The 22,230-nt window shown below is 72.0% G+C and carries 17 protein-coding genes, 1 tRNA gene and 2 pseudogenes; 6 read left to right on the top strand and 14 right to left on the bottom strand.

All coding sequences use genetic code 11. The features are described from left to right. Positions 1-12: 12 nt before the first annotated feature. Complete coding sequence (locus IEX22_RS09125; protein ID WP_188668029.1) at positions 13-615, top strand: PH domain-containing protein; 603 nt, start codon at positions 13-15, stop codon at positions 613-615. A 23-nt stretch (positions 616-638) separates the two neighbouring features. Here IEX22_RS09125 and IEX22_RS09120 read toward each other — a convergent pair whose 3' ends face one another. From IEX22_RS09120 to IEX22_RS09110, 3 genes are all read right to left on the bottom strand, one after another. Beyond that, on the bottom strand, positions 639-1,799 hold the full coding sequence (locus IEX22_RS09120; RefSeq protein ID WP_188668028.1) for an ABC transporter permease: 1,161 nt from the start codon (positions 1,797-1,799) through the stop codon (positions 639-641). Between the two features lie 49 nt (positions 1,800-1,848). Further along, the gene (locus IEX22_RS09115) at positions 1,849-3,387 is read right to left on the bottom strand and encodes an ABC transporter permease (protein WP_188668027.1); all 1,539 of its coding nucleotides are present in this window, start codon (positions 3,385-3,387) and stop codon (positions 1,849-1,851) included. A gap of 140 nt (positions 3,388-3,527) precedes the next feature. Next, entirely contained in the window at positions 3,528-5,291 is a 1,764-nt protein-coding gene (locus IEX22_RS09110; protein ID WP_306464438.1) for an ABC transporter family substrate-binding protein, read from the bottom strand. Between the two features lie 473 nt (positions 5,292-5,764). Between IEX22_RS09110 and IEX22_RS09105 the strand changes: the two genes are divergently transcribed. Further along, positions 5,765-5,980: a DUF3072 domain-containing protein gene (locus tag IEX22_RS09105; protein WP_188668045.1), complete on the top strand. Its 216-nt coding sequence runs from the start codon at positions 5,765-5,767 to the stop codon at positions 5,978-5,980. A 59-nt stretch (positions 5,981-6,039) separates the two neighbouring features. Here the strand turns inward: IEX22_RS09105 and selB are convergent, their stop codons facing one another. The 3 genes from selB to IEX22_RS09090 form a co-directional block, all read right to left on the bottom strand. Next, a complete protein-coding gene (selB, locus tag IEX22_RS09100; protein ID WP_229659901.1) occupies positions 6,040-7,848 on the bottom strand; it encodes a selenocysteine-specific translation elongation factor in 1,809 nt (602 codons plus the stop codon). Continuing rightward, a complete protein-coding gene (gene selA, locus IEX22_RS09095) occupies positions 7,845-9,182 on the bottom strand; it encodes an L-seryl-tRNA(Sec) selenium transferase (RefSeq protein WP_188668025.1) in 1,338 nt (445 codons plus the stop codon). Before selA ends, selB begins: the two co-directional genes overlap by 4 nt. A gap of 25 nt (positions 9,183-9,207) precedes the next feature. Next, positions 9,208-9,302: transfer RNA gene (locus IEX22_RS09090), tRNA-Sec, on the bottom strand. Between the two features lie 38 nt (positions 9,303-9,340). Here IEX22_RS09090 and selD point away from each other — a divergent pair. Beyond that, positions 9,341-10,357, top strand: coding sequence for a selenide, water dikinase SelD (gene selD, locus IEX22_RS09085; RefSeq protein ID WP_188668024.1), 1,017 nt, complete (start codon positions 9,341-9,343; stop codon positions 10,355-10,357). 314 nt (positions 10,358-10,671) lie between these two features. Here selD and nrfD read toward each other — a convergent pair whose 3' ends face one another. The 4 genes from nrfD to IEX22_RS09060 all read right to left on the bottom strand — a co-directional run bounded on the left by nrfD (position 10,672) and on the right by IEX22_RS09060 (position 17,129). Continuing rightward, entirely contained in the window at positions 10,672-11,790 is a 1,119-nt protein-coding gene (gene nrfD / locus IEX22_RS09080) for an NrfD/PsrC family molybdoenzyme membrane anchor subunit (protein ID WP_188668023.1), read from the bottom strand. After that, on the bottom strand, positions 11,787-12,830 hold the full coding sequence (locus tag IEX22_RS09075) for a 4Fe-4S dicluster domain-containing protein (RefSeq protein WP_188668022.1): 1,044 nt from the start codon (positions 12,828-12,830) through the stop codon (positions 11,787-11,789). The genes nrfD and IEX22_RS09075 overlap by 4 nt, the downstream gene beginning before the upstream one ends. Then, a complete protein-coding gene (fdh, locus tag IEX22_RS09070) occupies positions 12,830-16,186 on the bottom strand; it encodes a formate dehydrogenase (RefSeq protein ID WP_229659900.1) in 3,357 nt (1,118 codons plus the stop codon). Before fdh ends, IEX22_RS09075 begins: the two co-directional genes overlap by 1 nt. Positions 16,187-16,265: 79 nt before the next feature. Continuing rightward, the gene (locus tag IEX22_RS09060; protein WP_188668019.1) at positions 16,266-17,129 is read right to left on the bottom strand and encodes a siderophore-interacting protein; all 864 of its coding nucleotides are present in this window, start codon (positions 17,127-17,129) and stop codon (positions 16,266-16,268) included. Positions 17,130-17,303: 174 nt separating this feature from the next. Here IEX22_RS09060 and IEX22_RS09055 point away from each other — a divergent pair, with 174 nt between their 5' ends. Next, on the top strand, positions 17,304-17,630 hold the full coding sequence (locus tag IEX22_RS09055; protein ID WP_188668018.1) for a hypothetical protein: 327 nt from the start codon (positions 17,304-17,306) through the stop codon (positions 17,628-17,630). Between the two features lie 112 nt (positions 17,631-17,742). Here IEX22_RS09055 and IEX22_RS09050 read toward each other — a convergent pair whose 3' ends face one another. Both IEX22_RS09050 and IEX22_RS09045 read right to left on the bottom strand, forming a co-directional pair. Further along, positions 17,743-19,638: an FAD-binding monooxygenase gene (locus tag IEX22_RS09050; RefSeq protein WP_188668017.1), complete on the bottom strand. Its 1,896-nt coding sequence runs from the start codon at positions 19,636-19,638 to the stop codon at positions 17,743-17,745. Positions 19,639-19,805: 167 nt separating this feature from the next. Beyond that, positions 19,806-20,360, bottom strand: a pseudogene (locus IEX22_RS09045) (TetR/AcrR family transcriptional regulator); the annotation flags it as partial. Between the two features lie 59 nt (positions 20,361-20,419). Between IEX22_RS09045 and IEX22_RS09040 the strand changes: the two are divergent. Next, positions 20,420-20,875 carry an alpha/beta fold hydrolase gene (locus tag IEX22_RS09040; protein ID WP_188668050.1) on the top strand — a complete coding sequence of 152 codons (456 nt, stop codon included), beginning with the start codon at positions 20,420-20,422 and terminating at the stop codon, positions 20,873-20,875. A gap of 47 nt (positions 20,876-20,922) precedes the next feature. Here IEX22_RS09040 and IEX22_RS16025 read toward each other — a convergent pair whose 3' ends face one another. Next, entirely contained in the window at positions 20,923-21,057 is a 135-nt protein-coding gene (locus tag IEX22_RS16025; protein WP_268236873.1) for a hypothetical protein, read from the bottom strand. A 371-nt stretch (positions 21,058-21,428) separates the two neighbouring features. Further along, on the bottom strand, positions 21,429-22,145 hold the full coding sequence (locus tag IEX22_RS09035; RefSeq protein WP_188668016.1) for an SCO1664 family protein: 717 nt from the start codon (positions 22,143-22,145) through the stop codon (positions 21,429-21,431). Between IEX22_RS09035 and IEX22_RS16100 the strand changes: the two are divergent. Further along, positions 22,107-22,223 (top strand): annotated as a pseudogene (locus IEX22_RS16100) (hypothetical protein); the annotation flags it as partial. The gene IEX22_RS09035 and the pseudogene IEX22_RS16100 overlap by 39 nt on opposite strands. Positions 22,224-22,230 lie beyond the last annotated feature (7 nt).

The raw sequence follows: 22,230 nt of genomic DNA, 5'->3' as shown, positions 1-22,230 counted from the left end.
CATCATGGGACGGTGACCACTTTCACCGCTTCCACCAGCAGAGTGATGGCTGTGGCGTGCTGGCTGTTCGCCGCCTTCATGGTGGTGTCCGCCCTGATCGGGGCCGACGCCACCACCGCGGCGCGCATGGTGGTGATCGCCGCGCTCTTCGCGGCGATCGGCTGGGCCGTGCTCTGGCGCCCGGCCGTGACGCTCGACGAGCAGTCGATCGTCGTGCGCAACGTCTTCCGCACCGTCACGGTCCCCTGGGCGGCACTGATCCACGTCGACACCAAGTACGCCCTGACCCTGGTGACCCCGCACCAGAAGGTGACGGCGCTGGCCGCGCCCGCGCCGGGCCGGCACGTGGTGATGTGGGCCAACCGCGAGGACGTCACCGGCCTGCCGGAACGCACCTACGACGCGGTGCGCTCCGTCCGTCCCGGCGACCTCGCCCGGTCCCACTCCGGCCAGGCGGCCATCCTGGTGCGCCGCCGCTGGGAGGATCTGGTGGAGTCGGGCCGTCTGGACGCCGGCGTGGCCGCGTCGACGCCCGTCACCACCGTGCTGCACGTGCCGACCATCGTCGGTGCCGTGCTGCTCGCGGGTGTCGCACTCGTGGTCTTCGTGCGCTGACCGACGGGGGAACGCGCGCATCGTCAGTCCCTGCGCCCGGGTTCGCCGTCGTCGTCGAGTTCCAGCCGGGTGTTCTGCCCACCCGCCGATGGGCTGCCCCGGTAGAGCTCCCCGTCGTGGCGCCGGGCGGTGACCGGGTCGTCCGACTCCGCGCCCGTCACCGGCACGGTGCGGCCGGATCCGGCCGCCGCGTCGGCGGCGCCGGTCGTGGCGCTGAGGCGCCGGATGGCCCGGAGCGAGAACTTCTTCTGTCGCGGGTCGAAGGCGTCCCGCAGACCGTCGCCGATGAAGTTGATGCACAGGCAGATGATGACGATGAACAGGCCCGGCCACCAGAACAGCCACGGTCGGGTGCTGAACGCCGCCTGGTTGATGCTGATCAGCGAACCGAGGGAGATGTCCGGCTGTCGCACGCCGAGACCGAGGTAGCTCAGCGCGGTCTCGGTCAGGATCGCCGCGCTCATCAGCAGGGTCAGGTTGACCGTGATGACGCCGACCGTGTTCGGCAGGATGTGCTTGAAGATGATCCGGCTGTTGGACGCCCCGGCGATGCGGGCGGCGTCGACGAACTCCCGCTCGCGCAGGGAGAGGAACTCGGCGCGCACCAGGCGGGCCAGCAGCATCCACGTGACGAGGCCGAGGAAGACGCCGAGCAGCAGGACGCCGCCCTGGCCGCCCGCCTTGCCGACGATGGCCGCGGCGATCAGCGTCGGGATGACGATGAAGACGTCCGTGATGCGCATCAGCACGGCCTCGACCCAGCCGCGGAAGAACCCGGCGAGCGAGCCGACGATGATGCCGACGACGCCGGCGAGGACGCCGATGGTGACCATGATGAAGAGCGAGATCTGCGTGCCGCGCATGGTCATGGCGAACAGGTCGCGGCCGACCCGGTCCTGCCCGAAGGGGTGCTCGCCGAAGCCGAACGGGAGCACCCACGTCGGGGCGCCGCCGTTGACCAGCGGCGGGGTCTGCTCGTACGTCCACTTCCACCAGCCCGGGATCGGGCCGAGGCCCTGCGACGTGACCGAGATGATCACGACGAGCAGGAACACGACGATGGAGGCGACGGCCGCGGTGTGGCCGAAGAACTTGCGGGCGACGATCCGGCCCTGGCTCAGGCCCTTGGTCGGTTCGTCCGACTGGGGGGTCGGCGGAGCGGTCTGCTCGGTCGCGGTGCTCATGACGCTCTCCTGGGGATGACGATCGTGCCGGTGATCCTGGTGGCCGCGCTCATCGCAGCCTCACCCGCGGGTCGAGGAGCGAGTAGACGACGTCGGCCAGCAGGTTGGCCAGCACCGTGGTCACGCCGACCACGAGGAACACGGCCATCACGGGGTTGGGGTCGCTGGCGAAGATGCCGTCGATGAAGAGCGTGCCCATCCCGCGGAACGAGAAGACGCGCTCGGTCACGACGGCGCCGCCGATCAGGGCCCCGAGGTCGGCGGCCACGACGGTGGCCAGCGGGATCAGGGCGTTGCGGAAGGCGTGCCGGACGACGACGGAGCGCTCGTTGGCGCCCTTGGCGCGGGCCGTCCGGACGTAGTCCTGGTTCATCACCTCGAGCATCGACGCCCGGGAGAACCGCGTGTACGAGGCCAGGGAGATGAGGATCAGCGCGAGCGTCGGCAGCAACAGGTGGGTGTACTTGTCGAGACCGGTGAACCAGAAGTCACCGTTGAGGTTCGGCGTCTCGGACCCGATGGTCGCGATCGGCCGCCCGTGCACGAGCGGGGAATCGTAGTACGCGGGCCAGGACTGCATGAACCGGTCGACGAGGATCAGTCCGGAGGTCACGAACGCCGTCAGGGCGGCGGCGCGCATGTTCTGCGCCCGGTCGTACCCGCCCGCGAACCAGCCGGCCGCGAGCCCGACGACGATGGCGACCACCCCGAGCATGATCACGGTCTGCGGGTTGCCGTTCGCGTTCAGGATGGGCTGGACGACGAAGTAGGAGACGATGCCGACAGCGGCGGTGATCAACGACGCGGTGAGGGCTCGCCGGTTGCGCAGCCCCGCGACCAGCGCGGTGAATCCGACGGCGAGCCCGACGGCGCACAGCGCGATCATCAGCGGTCCGATGCCGGGACTGGCGAACCAGTCGGTGGCGACGAGGGTCGCGAGGATCGCCACGGTCAGGCCGGCGGCGACGACGAAGGTGATCACCCGGCGCCGAAGACCGCCGGGGATGATCAGCACCCAGATGGCGCCCATCACCACCCCGAGCACGATCATCGTGGTGGTCGAGATGCTCGGTCTGGCCAGGAAGTTGTTGAAGCCGATCGCCCCGAACTCCTTGAGCAGCACGGCCACCCAGAAGACCGGCAGGGAGAAGAAGAGGAAGGCGACGAAGGTCACCGAGTAGTCCAGGCCGCTGTACTGGCGCAGCGCCGTGACGATGCCGACGGTGACGCCGATGACGATGGCCAGGACGAAGGCGATGGTGACGAACTGGAGGGTGTTGCCGGCCGCCAGCGTGAGCAGGGAGGTGACCTCCTGGCCCTTGACGTTCTGGCCGAGGTCGCAGGCCGTGGGGATCACGCACTTGGCGGCTCCCCCGAGCCAGATGAAGTAGCGGAAGATCGGCGGCACGGACAGCTGCAGCTGATCGCTGATGCGGGCGATCTGCGCGTCCTTGGAGGGCGAGTTGCTGGCGCGGACCTCGGAGAGCGGGTCGCCGCCGAAGTAGGCCATCAGGAGGTAGACGATGAACGAGGCGCCGAGCAGGATCAGCACCGCGGCGAGCAGACGCCGGAGAACATAAGCGAGCATTTTGACTGACCTTTTCGTCCGGATCGACGCGAACGGCGAACGCCGGGGCAGGCGGGTGATTGCGGACCACAGGGGCACCAGGACCGGAAGAGATCCTGATGCCCCTGTGTCAGATGGCTCTCACGTGGGGAGCGGGCGGCTTACTTGAGCTGCCAGTCCCAGACGTCCCACCAGACGCCGTACTGCTGCGGGTTGTAGTTCACGCCGCCGGTCACGCGATCACTGAAGGCCTCCACGCCGTAGCTCTGGAAGAGCGGCAGGCCGTACTTGGAGTCCCAGACCAGCTTGTCGATCTGCTGCTGCAGTTCGGTCTTCTTGGCATCGTCGGTCGTCTTGTTCAACTCGCTCATCAGCTTGTCGGCCTCGGGGCTGGAGAACTTGTTGAAGTTGGACGACTGACCGGTGCCGAAGATCTGCGACGTGCCGACCACGCCGACGCCCGGGTTGGTCCACCCGAACACCGTCGCGTCGTAGGTGCCGTCGCCGAGCTTGCCGCTCCACTCCTTGGCCGCGGCGCCGTTGTTGACGATCTTGAAGCCGGCCTGCGTCGCGGACTGCGCGATCAGCGTGTAGGCGTCCACGCGGTTCGGGTTGTCCTTGTTGTACATGATCCGCACGGTCGGGGTCTTGCCGGCCAGCAGCTTCTTGGCGCCCTCGATATCGACGTCCTGGTAGTTCTGCGACCCGTTCTCCTGCGCGGCCTTCTCGTACCCGTCCTGCGCGGGCACGAACAGCTGCGAGTCGAGGATCTTCGCGTCGGGCTTCATCTTGGTGAGGATGCCCTCGACGATCTGCTTGCGCGGGACCGTCTTCATGAACGCGTCGCGCACGTTCTTGTCCGCGAACACCCCGCTGTAGTTCAGGTCGAGGTGGTCGTAGGCGAGCTGGTCGCCCTTCTGGATCTGCGCGCCCTGGATCTCCTCGAGGGAGGTCAGCGTGTCGGCCGACGCCTGCGGGGCCGCGATGTCGACCTCGCCGTTCTTCAGCGCCTGGACCTGGGCCTGCGTGTCACCGATGGTGCGCATCACGATGGTGTCGACCTTCGCGGGCGTGCCCCAGGTGTAGTCCGGGTTCTTCTTCAGCGTCACCGACTCGCCGTCGGTGATGGAGGAGACGACGAACGGACCGTTGGAGAGGTACAGCGACGGATCCGAGGGGAGGCTGGTGCTGTCGAAGCCCTTGTTGTAGAAGTCCGCCACCTTCTGCAGCTGGGCGTTCTTCGGCGCCGGGGACGCCTTGTCGCCCTTCTTCATGCCCTTGAAGAGGGAGGTTAGGGCGTTCGCGTCGGCCAGACCGGACTTCTTGGCGACGACGTGCGCCGGGACCTCGGGCGCGTTGAACGCGATCTCCCAGTCCGCGTACGGCACCGTGTACTCGATCGTGAAGGACTTCTTGTCCTCGCTGACCGTCGGGAACTTCGAGTTGTTCAGGCCCAGGGTCGTGCCCGCGTACTCGAAGTACTGGTTGCCCTTGGTGACCTCGCCGGTGTTCGGGTCCAGCGTCGCGTCGTCGTACCAGCCGGAGTACACCGCCCACGCGAGCACGTAGTCATCGGCCGTGACGGGGGTGCCGTCGGACCACTTGACCCCGTCGTTGATCGTGTACTTGACGGTCAGCGGATCGTCCGAGACCTTCTCGTACTTGCCGAACTTCTCGTTCTTGACGACCTCGAGGTCCTTGCTGATGTAGTTGAAGCCGGCGTGAGTCGAGTACCAGATCTTGCCGTTGATGTCCGAGTTGCCGTTGGCGGTGGACTGGTTGAACGAACTGAACCCGTTGACCTCGGCGACGGTGATCTGCCCCCCGCCGGAGCTGGTGCTGCTGCCTGACGCGGCGTTGTTGCCGCCACCGGTGTTGCCACCGCAGGCGCTGAGTGCGAGCGCCGCGATGGCGGCAGCTCCCACGATCTTGGAAATACGCGTTACACGCATTCCGCCTCCCTCATGGATTTTGACCGAGTGACCCGGGCCACACGGCCCCGGGCTGACGGACACACTACCCTACTGAACGGTAAGTGGTGCGTCTCACATGTGGCACCACCCTAGTGCGCGATTGTTTCCCCGATGCGTCCGGCGTCGAATCGAGAGTGCGTCGTTATCAACTTGTGATCGGCGGGCGTCCGGGCCGCGGATGCCGTCGCCGTCACGACGCAGACACGGGGTCGGAGGCACCTCGCCGGGGCCGGATGCCGGTGCCCGGCGGGATGTCGGAGGGGCCGACTACGCTGACCGGCATGACCGAACAGACGAATCAACCCGATCAGCATCTACCCGCCGCGGGACGCCCGGAGAGCGCACCGGAGTCCGGCACCGACCCGGCGCAGGCCCAGTTCCCCGAGCAGAACCAGGACACCGGCACCGGCGGGGACCGTCCGACGCTGGGCGCCAGCACGCCGCAGCCCGGCACCACCGAGAAGGATCCCGAGCAGTGGGTCACCGGCGACGAGCCGATGACCGGCGCTCAGCGCAGCTACCTGGACACCCTGGCGCGGGAGGCCGGCGAGGAGCTGCCCGCGGACCTCACCAAGGCACAGGCGTCGGAGCACATCGACCGGTTGCAGGGCAAGACGGGGCGTGGCGACACCGGCCACTGAGACCGGCACCGCGTCGACCCCTCGCACCGGTCGGCGGGACGGCTCCTCCCGGGCGACCCCTACCGGACGACCGTGCGGTGCCCGGCGTCCAGCCGCCGGGTCCAGCCGCGCTCGTCGAGGTGCTCGAGCAGCGGGATGACGACGCGCCGGGTGGTGCCGAGCGCCTGACGTGCGTCGCTCGTCGTGAAGGGCTGGTCCAGTCCGGCGAGCGTGCGCATCGCCAGGGCAGGCGCGGTGGGCAGCAGCACGATGCCGTCGCGCAGGCGCAGGATCGAGCCCGCCCGTTCGGCCGCGGCCAGGTCACGGGCCCCCAGCCGCAGGGCGGTCAGGTCGTGCGCCTCGGGTGCCTGGAACGGCAGGGCGGTCAGGCGCTCGATCAGCTGGGCGACACCCGCCGCGGCGACGCCCAGGTCCGCACGCGTGCCGGGCAGCCGGATCCGGCCGCCCTCCTCCTCGAGCCCCGCCGCCGCGATCACCGGGTCGATCGGCAGACCCGCCGGTAGCGCCAGCAGATCGCGGGCGGCGCCGTGGGTGAGGCCGCCCGCCCGCGGGTCCTCCTCGTGCTGGGCCCGCACCGCGGCGCGCAGCCGCTGCTGCCAGCCGGCGAACACCGGGGCGTGCACCCACCACGGGCCCAGGACCACCACTCCCGCCGGCGGATCCTGGTCGGGGGTGGCGATGACGCCGAGCCGGGACAGGTGGGCCGCCGCGACGGCACCACGGGCCGCCACCTCGTCGACCGCGTCCCCGCCCGGGACCATGGCGGCGAGGCGGCGGGCCCACCGGGCGCTGTCCCCGCGCCGCCGGAACGCGGGGGGATCGGCGTCGAGCACCAGCGCCCCACCGAGCACGCGGTGGGCGCCCGGATCGCGCACCACCACCCGGTCCCCCGGCACCAGCGGCAGGGGCCGGGTGAGCGCGAGCCAGGCGTGATCGTCGCCGAAGGAGCGCAGACGGGCCGACACGGCGGCGGTGCCGACGTGCACCATCACCTGCTCCGGGGCCCCCGTGAAGGGGCTGCCGCCGGCGCGCCGCACCCCCAGCGTGTCCGTCGAGGGCCAGGCGTCCGGCGTGAGCAGCGCGTCGCCGCGGCTCACCTGCGACGCCGTCACCCCGCGCAGATTGAGGGCGACGCGGCTCACCGGGCCGGCCGTGGTGCGGGGCCGGTCGCGGCTCTGCAGTCCTCGGACCTGGACCCGGTGGTTCCCCTCCGCTCCGAGCAGCTCCAGGCGGTCCCCGACCGCGAGCGTGCCGGCGGGCAGCGTCCCGGTGACGACCGTCCCGGCCCCGCTGATGGAGAACGCGCGGTCCACCCAGAGCCGGAGCCGGCCCGTCGTCGGGGGCTCCGGGGACGTGGCGAGCACGGCGTCCAGAGCGGCGCGCAGGTCGTCCAGGCCGGTGCCGTCGACGGCGCTGACCACGACGGCCGGCGCGTCCCGCAGCCCGGTGCCGGCCAGTTCGGCGCGTGCCTGCCGCAGCGCGTCCGCCCCGTGGCCGGGATCCCGGTCGGCCCGGGTGACGACGAGGACACCGCGGTCGATCCCCAGCGCCGCGACGGCGTCCCGGTGGTCGCCGGACTGGGCCTGCCAGCCCTCGTCGGCGGCGACGACGAAGAGCACCACCGGGGCGGGCCCGATGCCGGCCAGCATGTTGGCGAGGAAGTGCTCGTGCCCGGGGACGTCGACGAAGGCGACGTCCCGGCCCGAAGGCAGCACGGTCCACGCGAAGCCGAGATCGATGGTCAGGCCCCGCCGCCGCTCCTCCTCCCAGCGGTCCGGCTCCATGCCGGTGAGCGCGCGCACGAGGGTGCTCTTGCCGTGGTCCACGTGCCCGGCGGTGGCGATGACGTGGGTGGTCGCGTCGATCACGGGGTCCGGTCCGCGCCGGGACCGGTGGGGCCCGGGGCGGACCGGGCGGCCCGCACCACCGCGAGCAGGCGCTCGTCGTCCGTCTCGGGAATGCACCGCAGGTCGAGCAGGCAGGCGCCGTCGTGCACGCGCGGCAGCACCGCCGGGGTCCCGGTGCGCAGCGGCGCCGCGACCGCCTCGTCCAGCCGCACCGCCCAGCCCGGCAGGGGCACCCCGGGCGCCCCTCCCCCGCCGACGCGGCCGTCGTGGGGTACGACCGGCGCGCCGAGCGCGGCGCCGAGCCGCTCGGCGCGCTGACGCAGCCGGTCCGGATCCGCGTGCAGGGCACGGCCCACGGGGGTCTCGCCGGCGGCGACGGTCGCCTCCAGCGCGGCGAGGGTGAGTTTGTCGGCGCGGACCGCGCGCGCGAGCGGATGCCGCGCCAGGGTGGCGACGAGGTCGGCCCTGCCGAGCACCAGGCCCGCCTGCGGCCCGCCGAGCAGTTTGTCCCCACTGGCGGTGACCAGGTCCGCCCCGGCGGCCAGGGTCGTGGCGGCGTCGGGCTCCCCGGGGAGCGCCGGGTCGGCCGCGAGCAGACCGGAGCCGATGTCGGTGACCAGCGGCACCCCGTGCTCGGCGGCGAGCGCCGCGAGCTGGTCGGGCGGGGCGGCCGCGGTGAAGCCCTCGACGCGGAAGTTGCTCGGGTGCACGGTGAGGATGCAGCCGGTCTCGGGTCCGAGCGCGTCGGCGTAGTCGCGCAGGTGGGTGCGGTTGGTCGTGCCGACCTCGCGCAGCCGGGCCCCGGTGGAGACGATCAGGTCGGGCAGCCGGAAGCCGGCGCCGATCTCGACCAGTTCGCCGCGGCTGATGACGACGTCGCGCCCGGCGGCCAGCGCCGTGGTCGCGAGCACGAGGGCCGCGGCGCCGTTGTTGACCACGAGGGCGTCCGCCGCCGCCGGACAGGCGGCGAGCAGGGCGGCGCGGGTCCCGGCGCCGCGCGCGGAGCGGACGCCCGTGCGCAGGTCGAGTTCGACGTCGGCGTACCCGGCGGCGTCGGTGACCGCGTCGACCGCGGCGGGGCCCAGCGGGGCGCGGCCGAGGTTGGTGTGCACGACGACGCCGGTCGCGTTCAGCACCGGCCGCAGGCTGGTCGCCGTGCGCGCGGCGACCGCGGCGGTGACCGCGTCCTCGACCCGATCCGGGGCCAGGTCGCCGTTCCGGGCGCGCTGCTGGGCGTCCCGCACCAGGGCGAGCAGCACGGGCTCACTCAGCCGCGGCCGGGCCGCGACGACCGCCGGCAGGGCGAGCAGCCGGTCGGTGCGCGGGATCAGGCGACGAGGATCGACCTGCGGCACCGTTCCTCCTCACCCGGGACATGGTTGGCGGAGGCGGACGGGAATCGAACCCGCCAGACCGAGCTGCTCGGTCTCACCGGTTTTGAAGACCGGGGGGCCCACCAGGACCCGGACGCCTCCGGGGTCAACCCTAGCCACTGCGCGACTACGCTCGGGACATGACCAGCTCCGCGTCCCCGTCCACCCCCCTGCGGCACCCGGCCGTCCGCCTGACCGGCTACGCCCACGGCGGTGGCTGCGCCTGCAAGATCCCGCCGGGCGAGCTGGAGGAGGCCGTCGCCGGGCTGACCGGTCAGACGGGCGAGAACGTGCTGGTCGGCCTGGACGACGGCGACGACGCCGCCGCCGTCCTGGTCCGGGAGGGTCTGGCCGTGCTCTCGACGGCGGACTTCTTCACGCCCGTGGTGGACGACGCCTACGACTGGGGCCGGATCGCGGCGGCGAACGCCCTCTCCGACGTCTACGCCATGGGGGGCCGGCCGGTGGTGGCGATCAACCTGGTCGGCTGGCCGCGGGACGTGCTGCCCCTGGCCCTGATGACCGAGGTGCTCGAGGGGGGCCTCGCGGTCGCGGCCGAGGCCGGGTGCCCGGTGATCGGCGGGCACTCGATCGACGACCCGGAGCCGAAGTACGGCATGGCCGTGACCGGCGTCGCGGACCCCGAACGACTGCTGCGCAACGACGCCGCCGAGGCCGGCCTGCCGCTGACCCTGACCAAGCCGATCGGTGTCGGGCTGCTGAACAACCGGCACAAGCGCACCGGCGAGGTGTTCGACGCGGCCATCGCCACCATGACGGCCCTCAACCGGGACGCGTCCGAGGCCGCGCTGGCGGCCGGCGTGCGCGCCGCCACCGACGTCACCGGCTTCGGCCTGCTCGGCCATCTGCACAAGATGATGCGGGCGTCCGGGGTGGGCGCGGTGATCGACGCCGCCGCCGTGCCCCTGGTCGACGGCGCCCGCGAGGCCCTGCGGGACGGATTCGTCTCCGGCGGCACGCAGCGCAACCTCGACTGGGTGCGCCCTCACCTGCGGACCGGCCCCGGGATCGACGAGGACGAGCTGCTGCTGCTCGCCGACGCCCAGACCTCCGGCGGGCTGCTGGTGGTCGGGGAGCTGCCGGGCCACCCGGTCATCGGGCACACCGTGGCCGGCGCCGGCATCGAGGTGCGCTGAGGCTGACCGGCCTCAGCCGGCGGTCGTGATGGCGTCGTCCGTGACGCCGGTGCGAGGAGCCGCCGCACCACAGCCCGAATGCCAGTGCCGGAATCGGGCTCCGCTGCAGGCACCACGCCGCCACCAGGAGTCACCGCACCCCAGCCCGAACAAGCAGCGCCGAACCTGGGCCAGAGTGCGACAGCACGATCACGCATTGCCGCAACCGGGCTCCGCTGCAGGCACCACACCGCCACCAGGAACCGCCGCACCCCAGCCCAAACACGCGGCGCCGCAACCGGGCTCCGCTGCCGCCGCGGCGTCGGGGAGCCGCCTCAGCCGGCGGTCGTGATGGCGTCGTCCGTGACGCCGGCCGCCCGCCGCGCCGCCAGCCGTCGCTTCTGCGGCTCGATCGTGTAGCGCGGATCCTTCGCCGACGCGATGCCGGCGTGCAGCGTGGCGAACCGGGTCAGCGCGGACGCCGTCAGCAGCGCGGCCCCGGAGAGGACGGCCACGATGCGGCTGCGGCCGGCCGCCAGCGTGCCGACGGCACCGGCGACGACGAGCCGCTCGCTCCACTCGAGCATCGCGCCGGGCTTACCCTGCCGCAGCGGTTCGGCCGCCACCGGATCCATCCGGGCCTTCATCGTGCGCACCGAGACGATGTCCCCGGCGATGCCGGTCAGGGCGAGGACCCGGGCGGGACCGGTCTGCGCGACCGGCGTGGTGATCATCGCCAGGCCTCCCGAGGCGAGGGCCGCGGAACTGACGAAGACGAACGGCAGCTCCTCGCGGGCCGCGTTCCACGTCGGGGTCGCGGTGTCGGCGAGCAGGACGGCGGTGTAGGCGGCGAGCGGCCCGGCGAACACGGCGGCCTCCACCCCGGCCGGCCCCTCGACGGCGTTGAGCACGCGCCGCAGCGGGCCGAGCGGCAGCCGCGACCCGGTCATCCGGTCCACCTCGGCCGCCGCGGCCACGCCGATGCCGGCGCCGAACGCGCTGAGGATCCAGGAGCCCACGCTCATCGGCGAGGTCAGCTTGATCGTGCGGAGCATGTTGAGGAAACGCTCGGGCCGGCCCAGGTCCCGCACGAGGGCGACCCCGCCGACGGCGACGGCGGCGAGCGCCCCCAGCCGCGCGTTGCGCCGCAGCGCGGGCCGGCCGGTCAGCTGCCCGCCCAGGGCGAGCAGCCCGGACCCGCCGGCCACTCCGCCGAGGAACAGGTAGGCCGCGACGTCGTCGCCCCACGGGGCGGGCTTGACCACGGGCCGGCCGTAGTACGAGGTGAACTCGACGTCGGGCACCATCGCCATCTCACGGTTGCCCTCGGTCCCGCCGCGCTGCCGCGATCCCGCCGCGCCGCCCCGCGCCTCCCGGCGGTCACGGTCCCGCCGCTCGCGCCGGGTGCGGGGCTGCTCGGGCGGCCGGTAGCTGTCATAGACGGACGTGCTCATCGGCGGCCTCCGAGGAACGCCACGGCCGTCGCCGCGAGCAGGCCCGCGACGGCCATCCCGGCGCGCTTGTACATCTGCGGCAGGTCGGCGGTGGGCACCCGTGGGTCCGGCGGCAGGCCGTACACCTCGGGCTCGTCGAGCAGCAGGAAGACCGAGCCGGTGCCGCCGACACCGTCGAGCTCGTTGGCGCCGTACAGCCGCGCCTCGGTGCGGCCCTCGGCGTGCAGCTGGGCGACGCGGGCGCGCGCCGTGGCGACCATGTCGTCGTGGTCGCCGTACTTGATGGACGTGGTCGGGCACGCCTGCGCGCAGGCCGGCGTCTGGTCGTCGACCATCCGGTCGTAGCACAGGGTGCACTTCTGGGCGACGCCGCCCTTGGGCTTCTCCCCCGGCGTGGCGACCCGCGTCGCCTTCTTCCCGACCCGCTGCTTCAGTTCCGCCGGGGGCCCGTTGCGGTCCCCGGCCACGAGGACGGTGCCGTCCTCCCGGCGCTCGATGACGCCGAACGGGCAGCCCGCCACGCACGTGCCGCAGCCGTTGCAGACGTCGTCCTGGACCACCACGGTGCCGTATTCGGTGCGGAACAGCGCCCCGGTGGGGCAGACGTCCAGGCAGCCGGCGTGGGTGCAGTGCTTGCACACGTCCGAGGACATCAGCCAGCGGAACTGCGGGGTGTCCGGCGGCGCGGTCTCGCTCGTGGTGGCCATCGACGGGGTGGACGGCGGGGGCCCGATGCGCGGCATGCCGAGGGAGACGAGGGCACGCCCGGACTCCCGGGCCTGCTCGATCTGCTCGGTGCCCTGCTCGACGAAGGCCACGTGCCGCCAGGTGCTCGCGCCGAGCCCGCCGGTGTTGTCGTACGACTGGCCGGACAGCTGCAGCTGCCCGTCCTGCGGGTTGTGGTTCCACTCCTTGCACGCGACCTCGCAGGCCTTGCAGCCGATGCAGATGGAGGTGTCGGTGAAGAAGCCCCGGCGATCGTGAACGTGCTCCCAGTGCGCGTCGACGGCGGGATTCGCCGGTCCGGCCAGCTGACCCATCAGTTCTCCTTCGTGGCGTCGGCGTCCGCGCCGTCGGCCTCGTCCCGGCCGGCGCGGCTCTCCTCGGCGTCGGCGCCGTCCACCGGCAGGCCGGGCGAGAGCCGCTCACTGCCGGTCTCGGCGTTCACCCCCGCGCGGTCCCGGTACTCCTCGACCAGGGCGAGCAGGGCCGGTCCACGCGGTCGCCGGCCCGGCCGGATGTCGCACGTCGCGGCCTTCGAGTCCTGGATCTGCGTGTTGGCGTCGAGCGTGATGCCGAGCAGGTCGTTGGCGCCGTCGCCCTCCACCACGGCCCCGGTGCCCCCGGTCCCCCAGTGGTACGGCAGCCCGATCTGGTGCACGGCGCGGCCGCCGATCCGCAGCGGGGTCATCCGCTCGGTGACGAGCACCTTCGCCTCGATCGCCGCGCGCGGGGAGACGATCGTGGCCCACTGCCCGTTCTCCAGCCCGCGCTCGGCGGCCAGCTCGGGCGAGACCTCGCAGAACATCTCCGGCTGCAGCTCGGCCAGGTACGGCAGCCACCGGCTCATGCCGCCGGCCGTGTGGTGCTCCGTCAGCCGGTACGTCGTGAAGACGAACGGGTAGACCCCGGCCCCGCGCTCGTCCGCGCTCGGCGCGCTGAGGTTGTCGGGCCGGTCGAAGATCACGCGCGCCGGATCCCGCTGCTGCGGGTACAACGCGTTGGCGACGGGCGATTCCTGCGGCTCGTAGTGCGTGGGCAGCGGCCCGTCGAGCATGCCCTTCGGGGCGAACAGCCAGCCCTTCCCGTCGGCCTGCATGATGAACGGGTCATCGCCGGCCAGCGCCTCCGGGCCCCCGACCTCGGGGTCGGGACGAGTGCCGGGCGCCAGGCCGGGCGGGAAGTCCGGCACGTCGTCGCCGGTCCAGGTGCCCTTCTCCTCGTCCCACCAGATGTAGCGTTTGCGCTCGCTCCAGGGCTTGCCGTCCGGGTCCGCCGAGGCGCGGTTGTAGAGCACGCGCCGGTTGGCCGGCCAGGCCCAGCCCCACTCCAGGGCGGCGGGGCTCTGCTCCCGGCCCGGCTTGCGGTTCGCCGCGTGATTGATCCCGTCGGCGTAGACACCCGTGTAGATCCAGCAGCCGCCGTCGGTCGAGCCGTCGGCCCGCATCTCGGTGTAGGCGGACAGGGGCCTGCCTGCATCCGGGCCGCTCAGGTGGCGGCCGTTGATCTCGGCGAGCACCGCCTCGGGGTTCACCTCGCCGTGCTCGTCCAGCGGGTAGTCCCAGGTCAGGTCCAGCAGCGGCCGGTCGCGCTCGTCGGTCGACCCGGCCAGCCGGGCCCGTAGCCGCTGGCCCAGTTCGTGGAAGAACTCCAGCTCGCTCTGGCAGTCCCCCGGCGGTGCCACGGCTCGGTGCCGCCACTGCAGCAGCCGCTGCGTCTGGGTGAACGTGCCCGCCTTCTCCACGTGCGAGGCCGCGGGCAGGAAGAAGACCTCCGTCTCGATGTCCTCCGTGCGCAGTTCCCCGGTGGCGATCTCCGGGCCGTCCTTCCACCAGGTGGCCGACTCGATCAGGCTGAGGTCCCGGACGACCAGCCACTTCAGGTGCGACATCGCCATCCGCTGCATGCGCCCGTTGGACGAGCCGACGGCCGGGTTCTGCCCGAGGATGAAGTACCCGTCGACCTTGTCGTCGAGCATCGCGGTCAACGTCTGGAACGTGCCGTGCGCGCCGGTGAGTCGGGGCAGGTAGGAGTACGCCCAGTCGTTCTCCGCCGTCGCGGCATCGCCCCACCACGCCTTGAGCAGGCTGACGGTGTAGGCGTCGGCGTTGCCCCAGAAACCCTTCTGCTTCTTGGTGAAGATGGCGGAGAGGTAGTCGTCGAACGTGTCGTGCGTGCCCACGCTCGGCATCGGCAGGTAGCCGGGCAGTAGGTTGAAGAGGGTGGGGATGTCCGTGGACCCCTGGATGCTGGCGTGGCCGCGCAGCGCCATGATGCCGCCACCGGGGCGGCCCATGTTGCCCAGCAGCAGCTGGAGGATGGCGGCGGTGCGGATGTACTGGGCGCCGGTGCCGTGCTGGGTCCAGCCGACCGCGTACGCGAAGCAGGTGGTGCGGTCCCGCCCGGAGTTCTCCGTGATGGCACGGGCCAGGTAGGCGAAGTCCTCCGCCGAGATGCCACAGATCTCCTGCACCATCTCCGGCGTGTACCGGGCGTAGTGCCGCTTGAGGATCTGGAACACGGTGAACGGATCCTGCAGCGTCGCGTCGCGGCGCGCGTCGGTGGCGTCGAGCGGGGGGCCGCCGCTGCCGTGCTCGTCGCCGGCCGCACGCGCCGACGCCTCGGAGCCGTGGCTGTCGCCGGTCGTCTCCTCGCCCGAGTCGCCGTCGGCGTAGGCCCACGTGGTGGTGTCGTAGTGACCGGTCGCCGGGTCGATGCCGGAGAAGAGGCCGCCGAGGTCCTCGGCGTCGCGGTAGTCGCTGTTCACGATGGTCGCCGCGTTGGTGTACGCGAGCACGTACTCCTTGAACCAGAGGTCGTTCGTCAGGACGTGATTGATCAGCGCGCCGAGCAGGGCGATGTCCGATCCGACCCGGATCGGCACGTGCTTGTCAGCGACCGCTGACGTGCGCGTGAACCGCGGGTCGACGTGGATGATCTTCGCTCCACGCGCCTTCGCCTCGGCGACCCACTGGAACCCCACGGGATGGCACTCGGCCATGTTGGAGCCCTCGATCACGATGCAGTCGGCGTTGGCCATGTCCTGCAGACTCTGCGTGGCCCCGCCACGTCCGAACGAGGTTCCCAGACTGGGAACCGTGGAGGAGTGTCAAATCCGGGCCTGGTTCTCGACCTGGATCGCTCCGGCCGCGGTAAAGAGCTTCTTGATCAGGTAGTTCTCTTCGTTGTCCAGGGTGGCGCCGCCCAGGGACGCGATGCCCATCGTGCGGCGCAGTTGCCGGCCCTGCTCGTCGGCGTCCTGCCAGCCCTTGCGCCGGGCCGCGAGGAATCGGTCGGCGATCATGTCGATCGCGGTGTCCCGGTCGAGGCGCTGCCACTCGGTGGCGCGCGGCGCGCGATAGAGGACCTCGGTCTGGCGGCCGGTCGAGTTCACCAGCTGCTCGCTCGCCGAGCCCTTGGGGCACAGCCGGCCCCGCGAGATCGGGGAATCCGGGTCGCCCTCGATCTGCACGACCTTCTCGTCCTTGACGAACACGCGTTGGCCGCACCCCACCGCACAGTACGGGCAGACGCTCTGCACGACCCGGTCGGCGGTGCTCGTGCGGGGCTTCAGGCTCTCCGTCCGCGGCGACGTCACCGCCGGGCCACGACCGAGCCAGTCACCGGAGGCGAACTGTCGCACTGCCGGCCAGCCCAGGAACCTGCGCGTCGCCATGGTGCGAGGCTAGCCCATGTCAGGGCCCGATCGCGAGCATGCCGTCAGCAGGCTGTCGATCTCGTCGCGGCGGGGTGCGTCAGCCGGCGGCCGCGCCGTCCTGCTCGCGTTCCATCTGGACCACGAACTCGCGCTTGCCCGCCTGCCACGCGTCCTCGGTCTGGCCGGTGCGCCAGTAGCCGGAGATGGAGACGCGGTCCCGTGGCAGTCCCTGCTCGACGAGCAGGTACCGGCGCAGATCCTTGATCATCTCGGCGTTGCCGTGCACGAAGGCGCGGAGGTCGCCGGCGGGCAGGTCCGCCGACCGGACGGCGGCGGCGAGCGCGGCACCGGGCGCGGTCGCAGCACCGTCCGCACCGGCGCGGTGCACCCACGAGACACGGATGCCGGGCCCCTGCCGCAACGGCGGGTGCGCGGTCACGTCGGCCACCTCGAGGAACACGCTCGCCCGCGCGTCGTCGGGCAGCGCGTCGAGGGCGGCCGCGATCGCCGGGTACGCGGATTCATCTCCGACGAGCAGGTGGTGATCGGCGCCGGGGTCCGGCGACCAGGCACCGCCGGGGCCACGGAAGCCGATGGTCTGCCCCGGCCGCGCCGACGCCGCCCAGGGACCGGCCAGGCCCGCCTCCCCGTGCACCACGACGTCCAGGTCCATCTCGGCCCTGGCCGGGTCGAGGCGGCGGATCGTATAGGTGCGCGTGACCGGCCACTGCTCGCGCGGACGCTCGGCCTGGATCCGGTCGGGATCGAAGGGCCAGCTGTCGTCCGCCCCGGGCGGCGCGAACAGCAACTTGACGTAGCTGTCGGTGTGCGCCGGCGACTCGAGGCTCGCCAGGTCCGGTCCGGTCAGGTGAAGGCGGACGAGGTCACGGGTGAGCCACTCGCTGCCGGTGACGGTCGCGGCGCGCGTGACGCGCGGGCGGTGCGGTCGAGGTCCGGGCATGATCTCAGGCTACTGGCGAGGCGGCGGCGGCAGGACGCGGTGCCGTCGACACGGCGCACCGCCGTCACGTCGTCGACCACGATGGACGGCCGGGTCGGGCAGACGTCGCGAGATCGATCCCTTACGTCGTAAGCTGGCGTCGTGAACACGTCTGACGCAGGCATGGAGTGTTCCGTGCCGTCGTTCTCGACCGACACCGCCGCCCACGGCGAGGACCGCGCGGAGCGCGCCAGTGTCACCTTGCTCGCCGGCCGGCGCCGGCGGTCCGCGGGAGCCAACCCGCTGGTGCTCACCCCCGACGATCCGTTCCCCGACGACCTGGACGGCCTGGATCTGGTCGATCTGCAGGTGCTCCACAGTCGACTTTGCTGGCAGCTCGACCACGAGTACCTGTCGCTGCCGGGCGGGGCCGACCCCGTGACCCTCGACCGGCACCAGGACGTCACCGCCGAGATGACCCGGCGTCGATGGCCGTCCTCCCCGCCGAGGCCGGTGCCCTGACGACGCGGGCGCATCCGGGCTCGCAGCGGTCATCGGGCCCGGGTTCGACGCCCACCCTCGGCCGATGATGGACCACCGGAGCTGCCGCTCGAGAACGCCCTGCTCAGACGGCTCAGGAGCGGGCGGTTGCCCGCCCGAGAATCGGGGCGAAGAAGGCACCCAACTCATCCGTCGCGCTCAACGGCAGGATGTGGGCCACGTACTGGTCGGGCCGCACGACGACGACGACGCCGTCCCGATCCAGCCCGCGCTCCTCGAAGATGTCGGCCTTCGGGTTCACGCCGAACACCTTCGACAGATCCGTGAGGGAGAACGGCCCCACTTGCGGGCGGAACGCGGAGGGCACCGCGTTGAGGTCGATCTCGGTGTGCGGCTGCTGGTAGATCACCTTGACGTCGAACCACGCGTCCGGATCGGCCCCCTCCGGCGTGGCCGCCAGCGGGGAGTCCGGCGCGTTCTCCAGCCACTGCGCCAGGTCGGCCACCGGGCCGACCGATCCCGCCGGGGCCGCGTCGGCGAAGACGTAGATCCGCCACCGGCCGTCGGCCTGAGCCAGGTGGCCGAGCTGCAGCGGGTTCGTGTCACACACCCGCACGGCGGCTGCCGACTTGAAGCGCTTGCCCACCGGGAAGCCGGCCGCCCGGTCTTGATGCCTGGTCTCGCCCGTGATGAGCGACGGGGTGTACTCGGTCATGAAACCCGCCGGGAACTCGGCGGTGCGAACGTAGAAGTCCTCCAGCTCGCCGGGATCGGCAAACTCCTCCGGCTTCTTCGCCATCAGCGTCGACCACTCCTTGTCGAAGTCGATGAGGTTCTTCGCCACGACCTGCCGCTCGGCGGAGTAGGTGGACAGGAGGCTCTCGGGGCTGCGGCCCTCCAGCACGTGCCCGAGCTTCCAGGCGATGTTGAAGCCGTCCTGCATCGAGACGTTCATGCCCTGGCCGGCCTTGGCGCTGTGCGTGTGGCAGGCGTCGCCCGTGATGAAGACTCGCGGGGTGCGCGTGCCTACGGCCTCGGGCAGCAGGTCGTCGAAGCGGTCGGTGAGTCGGTGCCCCACCTCGTAGACGCTGTGCCAGGCCACGTCGCGGACCTCGACGGTGTAGGGGTGCATGATCTCGTTGGCGCGGCGGATGATCTCCTCGATCGGAGTCCTCCGCACGGCGCCCGCGTTGTCGACCGGCACCTCGCCGAGGTCCACGTACATCCGGAACAGGAAGCCGCCCTCGCGCGGGATCAGCAGGATGGAGCCGCCGGTGTGGGACTGGATGGCGCACTTGGTGCGGATGTCCGGGAAGTCCGTCTCGGCCAGGACGTCCATGACGCCCCACGCGTGGTTGGCCGCGTCGCCGGACAGGGTGCAGCCGATCGCCTCGCGCACCTTGCTGCGGGCGCCGTCGCACCCGATCACGTACTTCGCGCGGACGGTGCGCTCCTGGCCCTCGCGGGCGCCGACGCCGGTGAGCGTCACGGCCACCGGCCGCTCACCCTCGTCCGCGACGGTCAGGCCGCGAAAGTCCCAGCCGTAGTCCGGGGTCAATCGGGTCGGGGCGTTGGCCGCCACCTCCGCGAAGTAGTCGAGCACGCGGGCCTGGTTGACGATCAGGTGGGGGAACTCGCTGATGCCGAACTCGTCGTCGACGGCGCGGCCGCCCCGCACGATCCGGGTCGGATCGTCGGTGCCGGGGCGCCAGAAGTTCATCTCGGTGATCCAGTACGCCTCGGCGATGATCCGCTCGGCGAAGCCGAAAGCCTGGAACGTTTCCACGCTGCGGGCCTGGATGCCGTCGGCCTGACCGATGGCCAGCCGGCCCTCGCGGCGCTCGACCATCCGCGTCGTGATGCCGGGGAACTGGGCAAGCTGGGCGGCGGCGAGCATGCCCGCCGGGCCGGAACCCACGATCAGCACGTCGACCTCGTCGGGGAGCTCGTCCGGGCGATCGACGCCGGTGCCGGCGACGGGCTGGATCCTCGGGTCGCCCGAGACGTAACCGTGGTGGTGGAACTGCACGAGTTGTCCTCACATCGTTGTGGTCCGGGGAGACGGCCTCCGCTCGGGCGGCCGTTCGCTGTTCGCTGTTCGATAATCGAACACGCAATTCGATAACTGAACACGTGTGCTCACAGCAGGGTACGGAACAATGACGTGGGTCACAAGGGCGGTGGGGTCACGGCAGGTCAGCGAGCCGCATCGGCGTCCGTCTCGAGCAGCCCGCGCAGCAGGCCGCGCACAGCGCGGTCGAACAGATCGCGCGCGGGGGCGGCGGACGGGGCCGACGACGCCGCTCCCGCGAGAGCCCGGTCCAGATGGGAATGGAGGTCGGGGTCGACCGAGCCGAACGAAAACGATGCCCGCCCGGCCTCGCCGCGCACCATGGTGCTGGCCAGTCCCGTCGTCAGGGCGATCGCCTCGAAGCTGGCGGAGACCGGGGCGCGCGTGGGCTCGAGCACGGCCAGGCAGTGGTCGAACCATGCCAGCGCGTTCGGGCCGGCATGGATCGGGCCTGTCAGCGGGTCGAGGAGCCAGCGATGCCGCCGGAACAGGTCGCGCTGCTGCCGGGCCAGGACCAGCATGCCCTCGATCCCGCTCTCGATCGGGGCCGGGACGGCCAGTAGCTCCCCCACCGCTCGGTCGGCCATCAGGTCCAGCAGGTCGCTTCGGCTCGAGACGTACCGGTAGAGCGACCCGGCACCCGTGCCCAGCGCGGCCGCGACCGCACGCATGGACACCGCCCCGAGGCCCCCGGCGTCGGGGCGGTGTCGACGGCGGCGCCGGCGATGTCGTCCCGCCCGTGCGACGCCGCGGGGCCGCGGGTGCCGCGAGCCGGTCGCGCGAGGCGGCCCGGGTTGGGGACATCGCCCGGGCTCTCGCGACCACCAGCGCCGGCGTCAACACCCATTCGCCGGCGTCCCGTCTCCCGCTCGCCGTCCGGACGGCGCTGTGCCGCGTCTTCCTGCGGACCTCGATCGGCCGCACCATGGGCGAATTGCTTCCCTCGACCCTGGACGAGTCGCAGCAGGTCCGGCTCCACGACGCGCCGGCCACCCGGTGGCCGGGCATCACCGCCGACGTCCTGCTCGGCTACGGTGCGGCCGGTCCGCCGTACTCCGGGCCCACCAACGACGCGCTGGCCCGGGCGCTGCCGCGAGCGCGGGTGCTGCCCGTCCCCCGCTGTGACCACGACGGGATCAACCGGGCACCGGACCGCATCGTGACGCCCCTCGCCACCTTCCTCGGGACGGGGTGAAGAAGAAGCGCAACGGCGGCTCCTCACCCGGAAGATCCGGGGCGGGCTCAGACCCCGAGCCAGTCCCGGATCTCCTCCATCACCTCACCGGGCCGGGGCGCGGTCGAGTACACGCGGATCTCCTTGTACGCCGGGTGCTCCACCGGCAGGGCCGGAAGCGGGTCCTCGCGCAGGCGCACCACGGTGAACCTGCTGCCAGGACGTCGGCGGTCTTGCTCTCATCCACCAGCGCCTTCGCCGCGGCCGCATGCCAGTCGGCGCCGTCGTACTCGATCACCAGCGTGCGACCGTCGACGGTGGCGCTGGTGTCAGCCGTCCAAGATTTCCTCGTCTCGAACGCCTTGTCCCGGTGCAGCGCTCCGGATCGCGCGCCCGGGAAGATCTCCGCCGCGGCGGCGTGATGAGCCAACCGCTTTCGGCTTGCCGGCCTGCCGGCACTCCGGAACGCGCGCGTTGGAGCGGCTGCTCAGCGACTGCTGCCACACGTGCGCTGGGTCCGTGGCGCAGACCCAGGCCGGCACGAAGGACGTCGACGCATGGGGCCGCACCTCCATCAGATCAGCGGCCAGGGGAACCGGCGGCCGGTCTCGTCGACCGGCAGCGTCCGGCGCATCAGCAGCCCCTGCACTCGCCCGCGCAGGGCCCGGACCTCGGCGGCGTCGAGCAGGTCCGCGACGTCCGTCGGCACCTCCTCGGCCAGCGGCGCGATGTCCTCGAGCAGACCCTCATCGACCGGCTCCCCGCCGAAGTCCCAGATCACCGTGCGCAGCTTGAACGGCGCCGCGAAGCACAGGCCGTGGTCGATGCCCCAGATCCGCCCGTCGGTGCCGCGCAGCACGTGCCCGGCCTTCCGGTCCGTGTTGTTGGTGACGACGTCGAACACGGCCATCCGGCGCAGGTCGTCGTGGGTCTGCGGGAAGTCCTCGATCAGCGTGAAGTAGTGCTCGGCCAGGTTGCACTCGACGAACCACTGCAGCGACCCGACCCCGAACGGGGCGTCCTCCCGGACCACCGTCGGGGGCACCAGGTCCCAGCCCAGGGCGGCGCTGAGCAGGTAGGCCGCCCGCTCGCGCCGGTACAGCCCGGGCTCGAAGTCCCACAGCGGCCGCTCTCCCAGCTCCGGCTTGTAGATCGCCCAGGACGTCCGCTCATCATCGGCCGGGTCGGTCACCTCGACGATGAACGTCTCGTTGCTGCTGCGCGCGATCTGGCCGAGCAGCTCGACGGACCCGTGGTCGAGGATGCCGAGCTCGCGCTCGTCACCGGCCACGGGAACCCCGTCCGAGCGTCACGACCCTGCTGCTCACGATGCCGGTTCTCACGATGCCGGTTCTCACGATGCCGGTTCTCACGAT

It is taken from the genome of Tersicoccus solisilvae (assembly GCF_014643255.1).
Taxonomy (GTDB): domain Bacteria; phylum Actinomycetota; class Actinomycetes; order Actinomycetales; family Micrococcaceae; genus Tersicoccus; species Tersicoccus solisilvae.
This window is presented reverse-complemented; position numbering and strand designations above follow the sequence as displayed.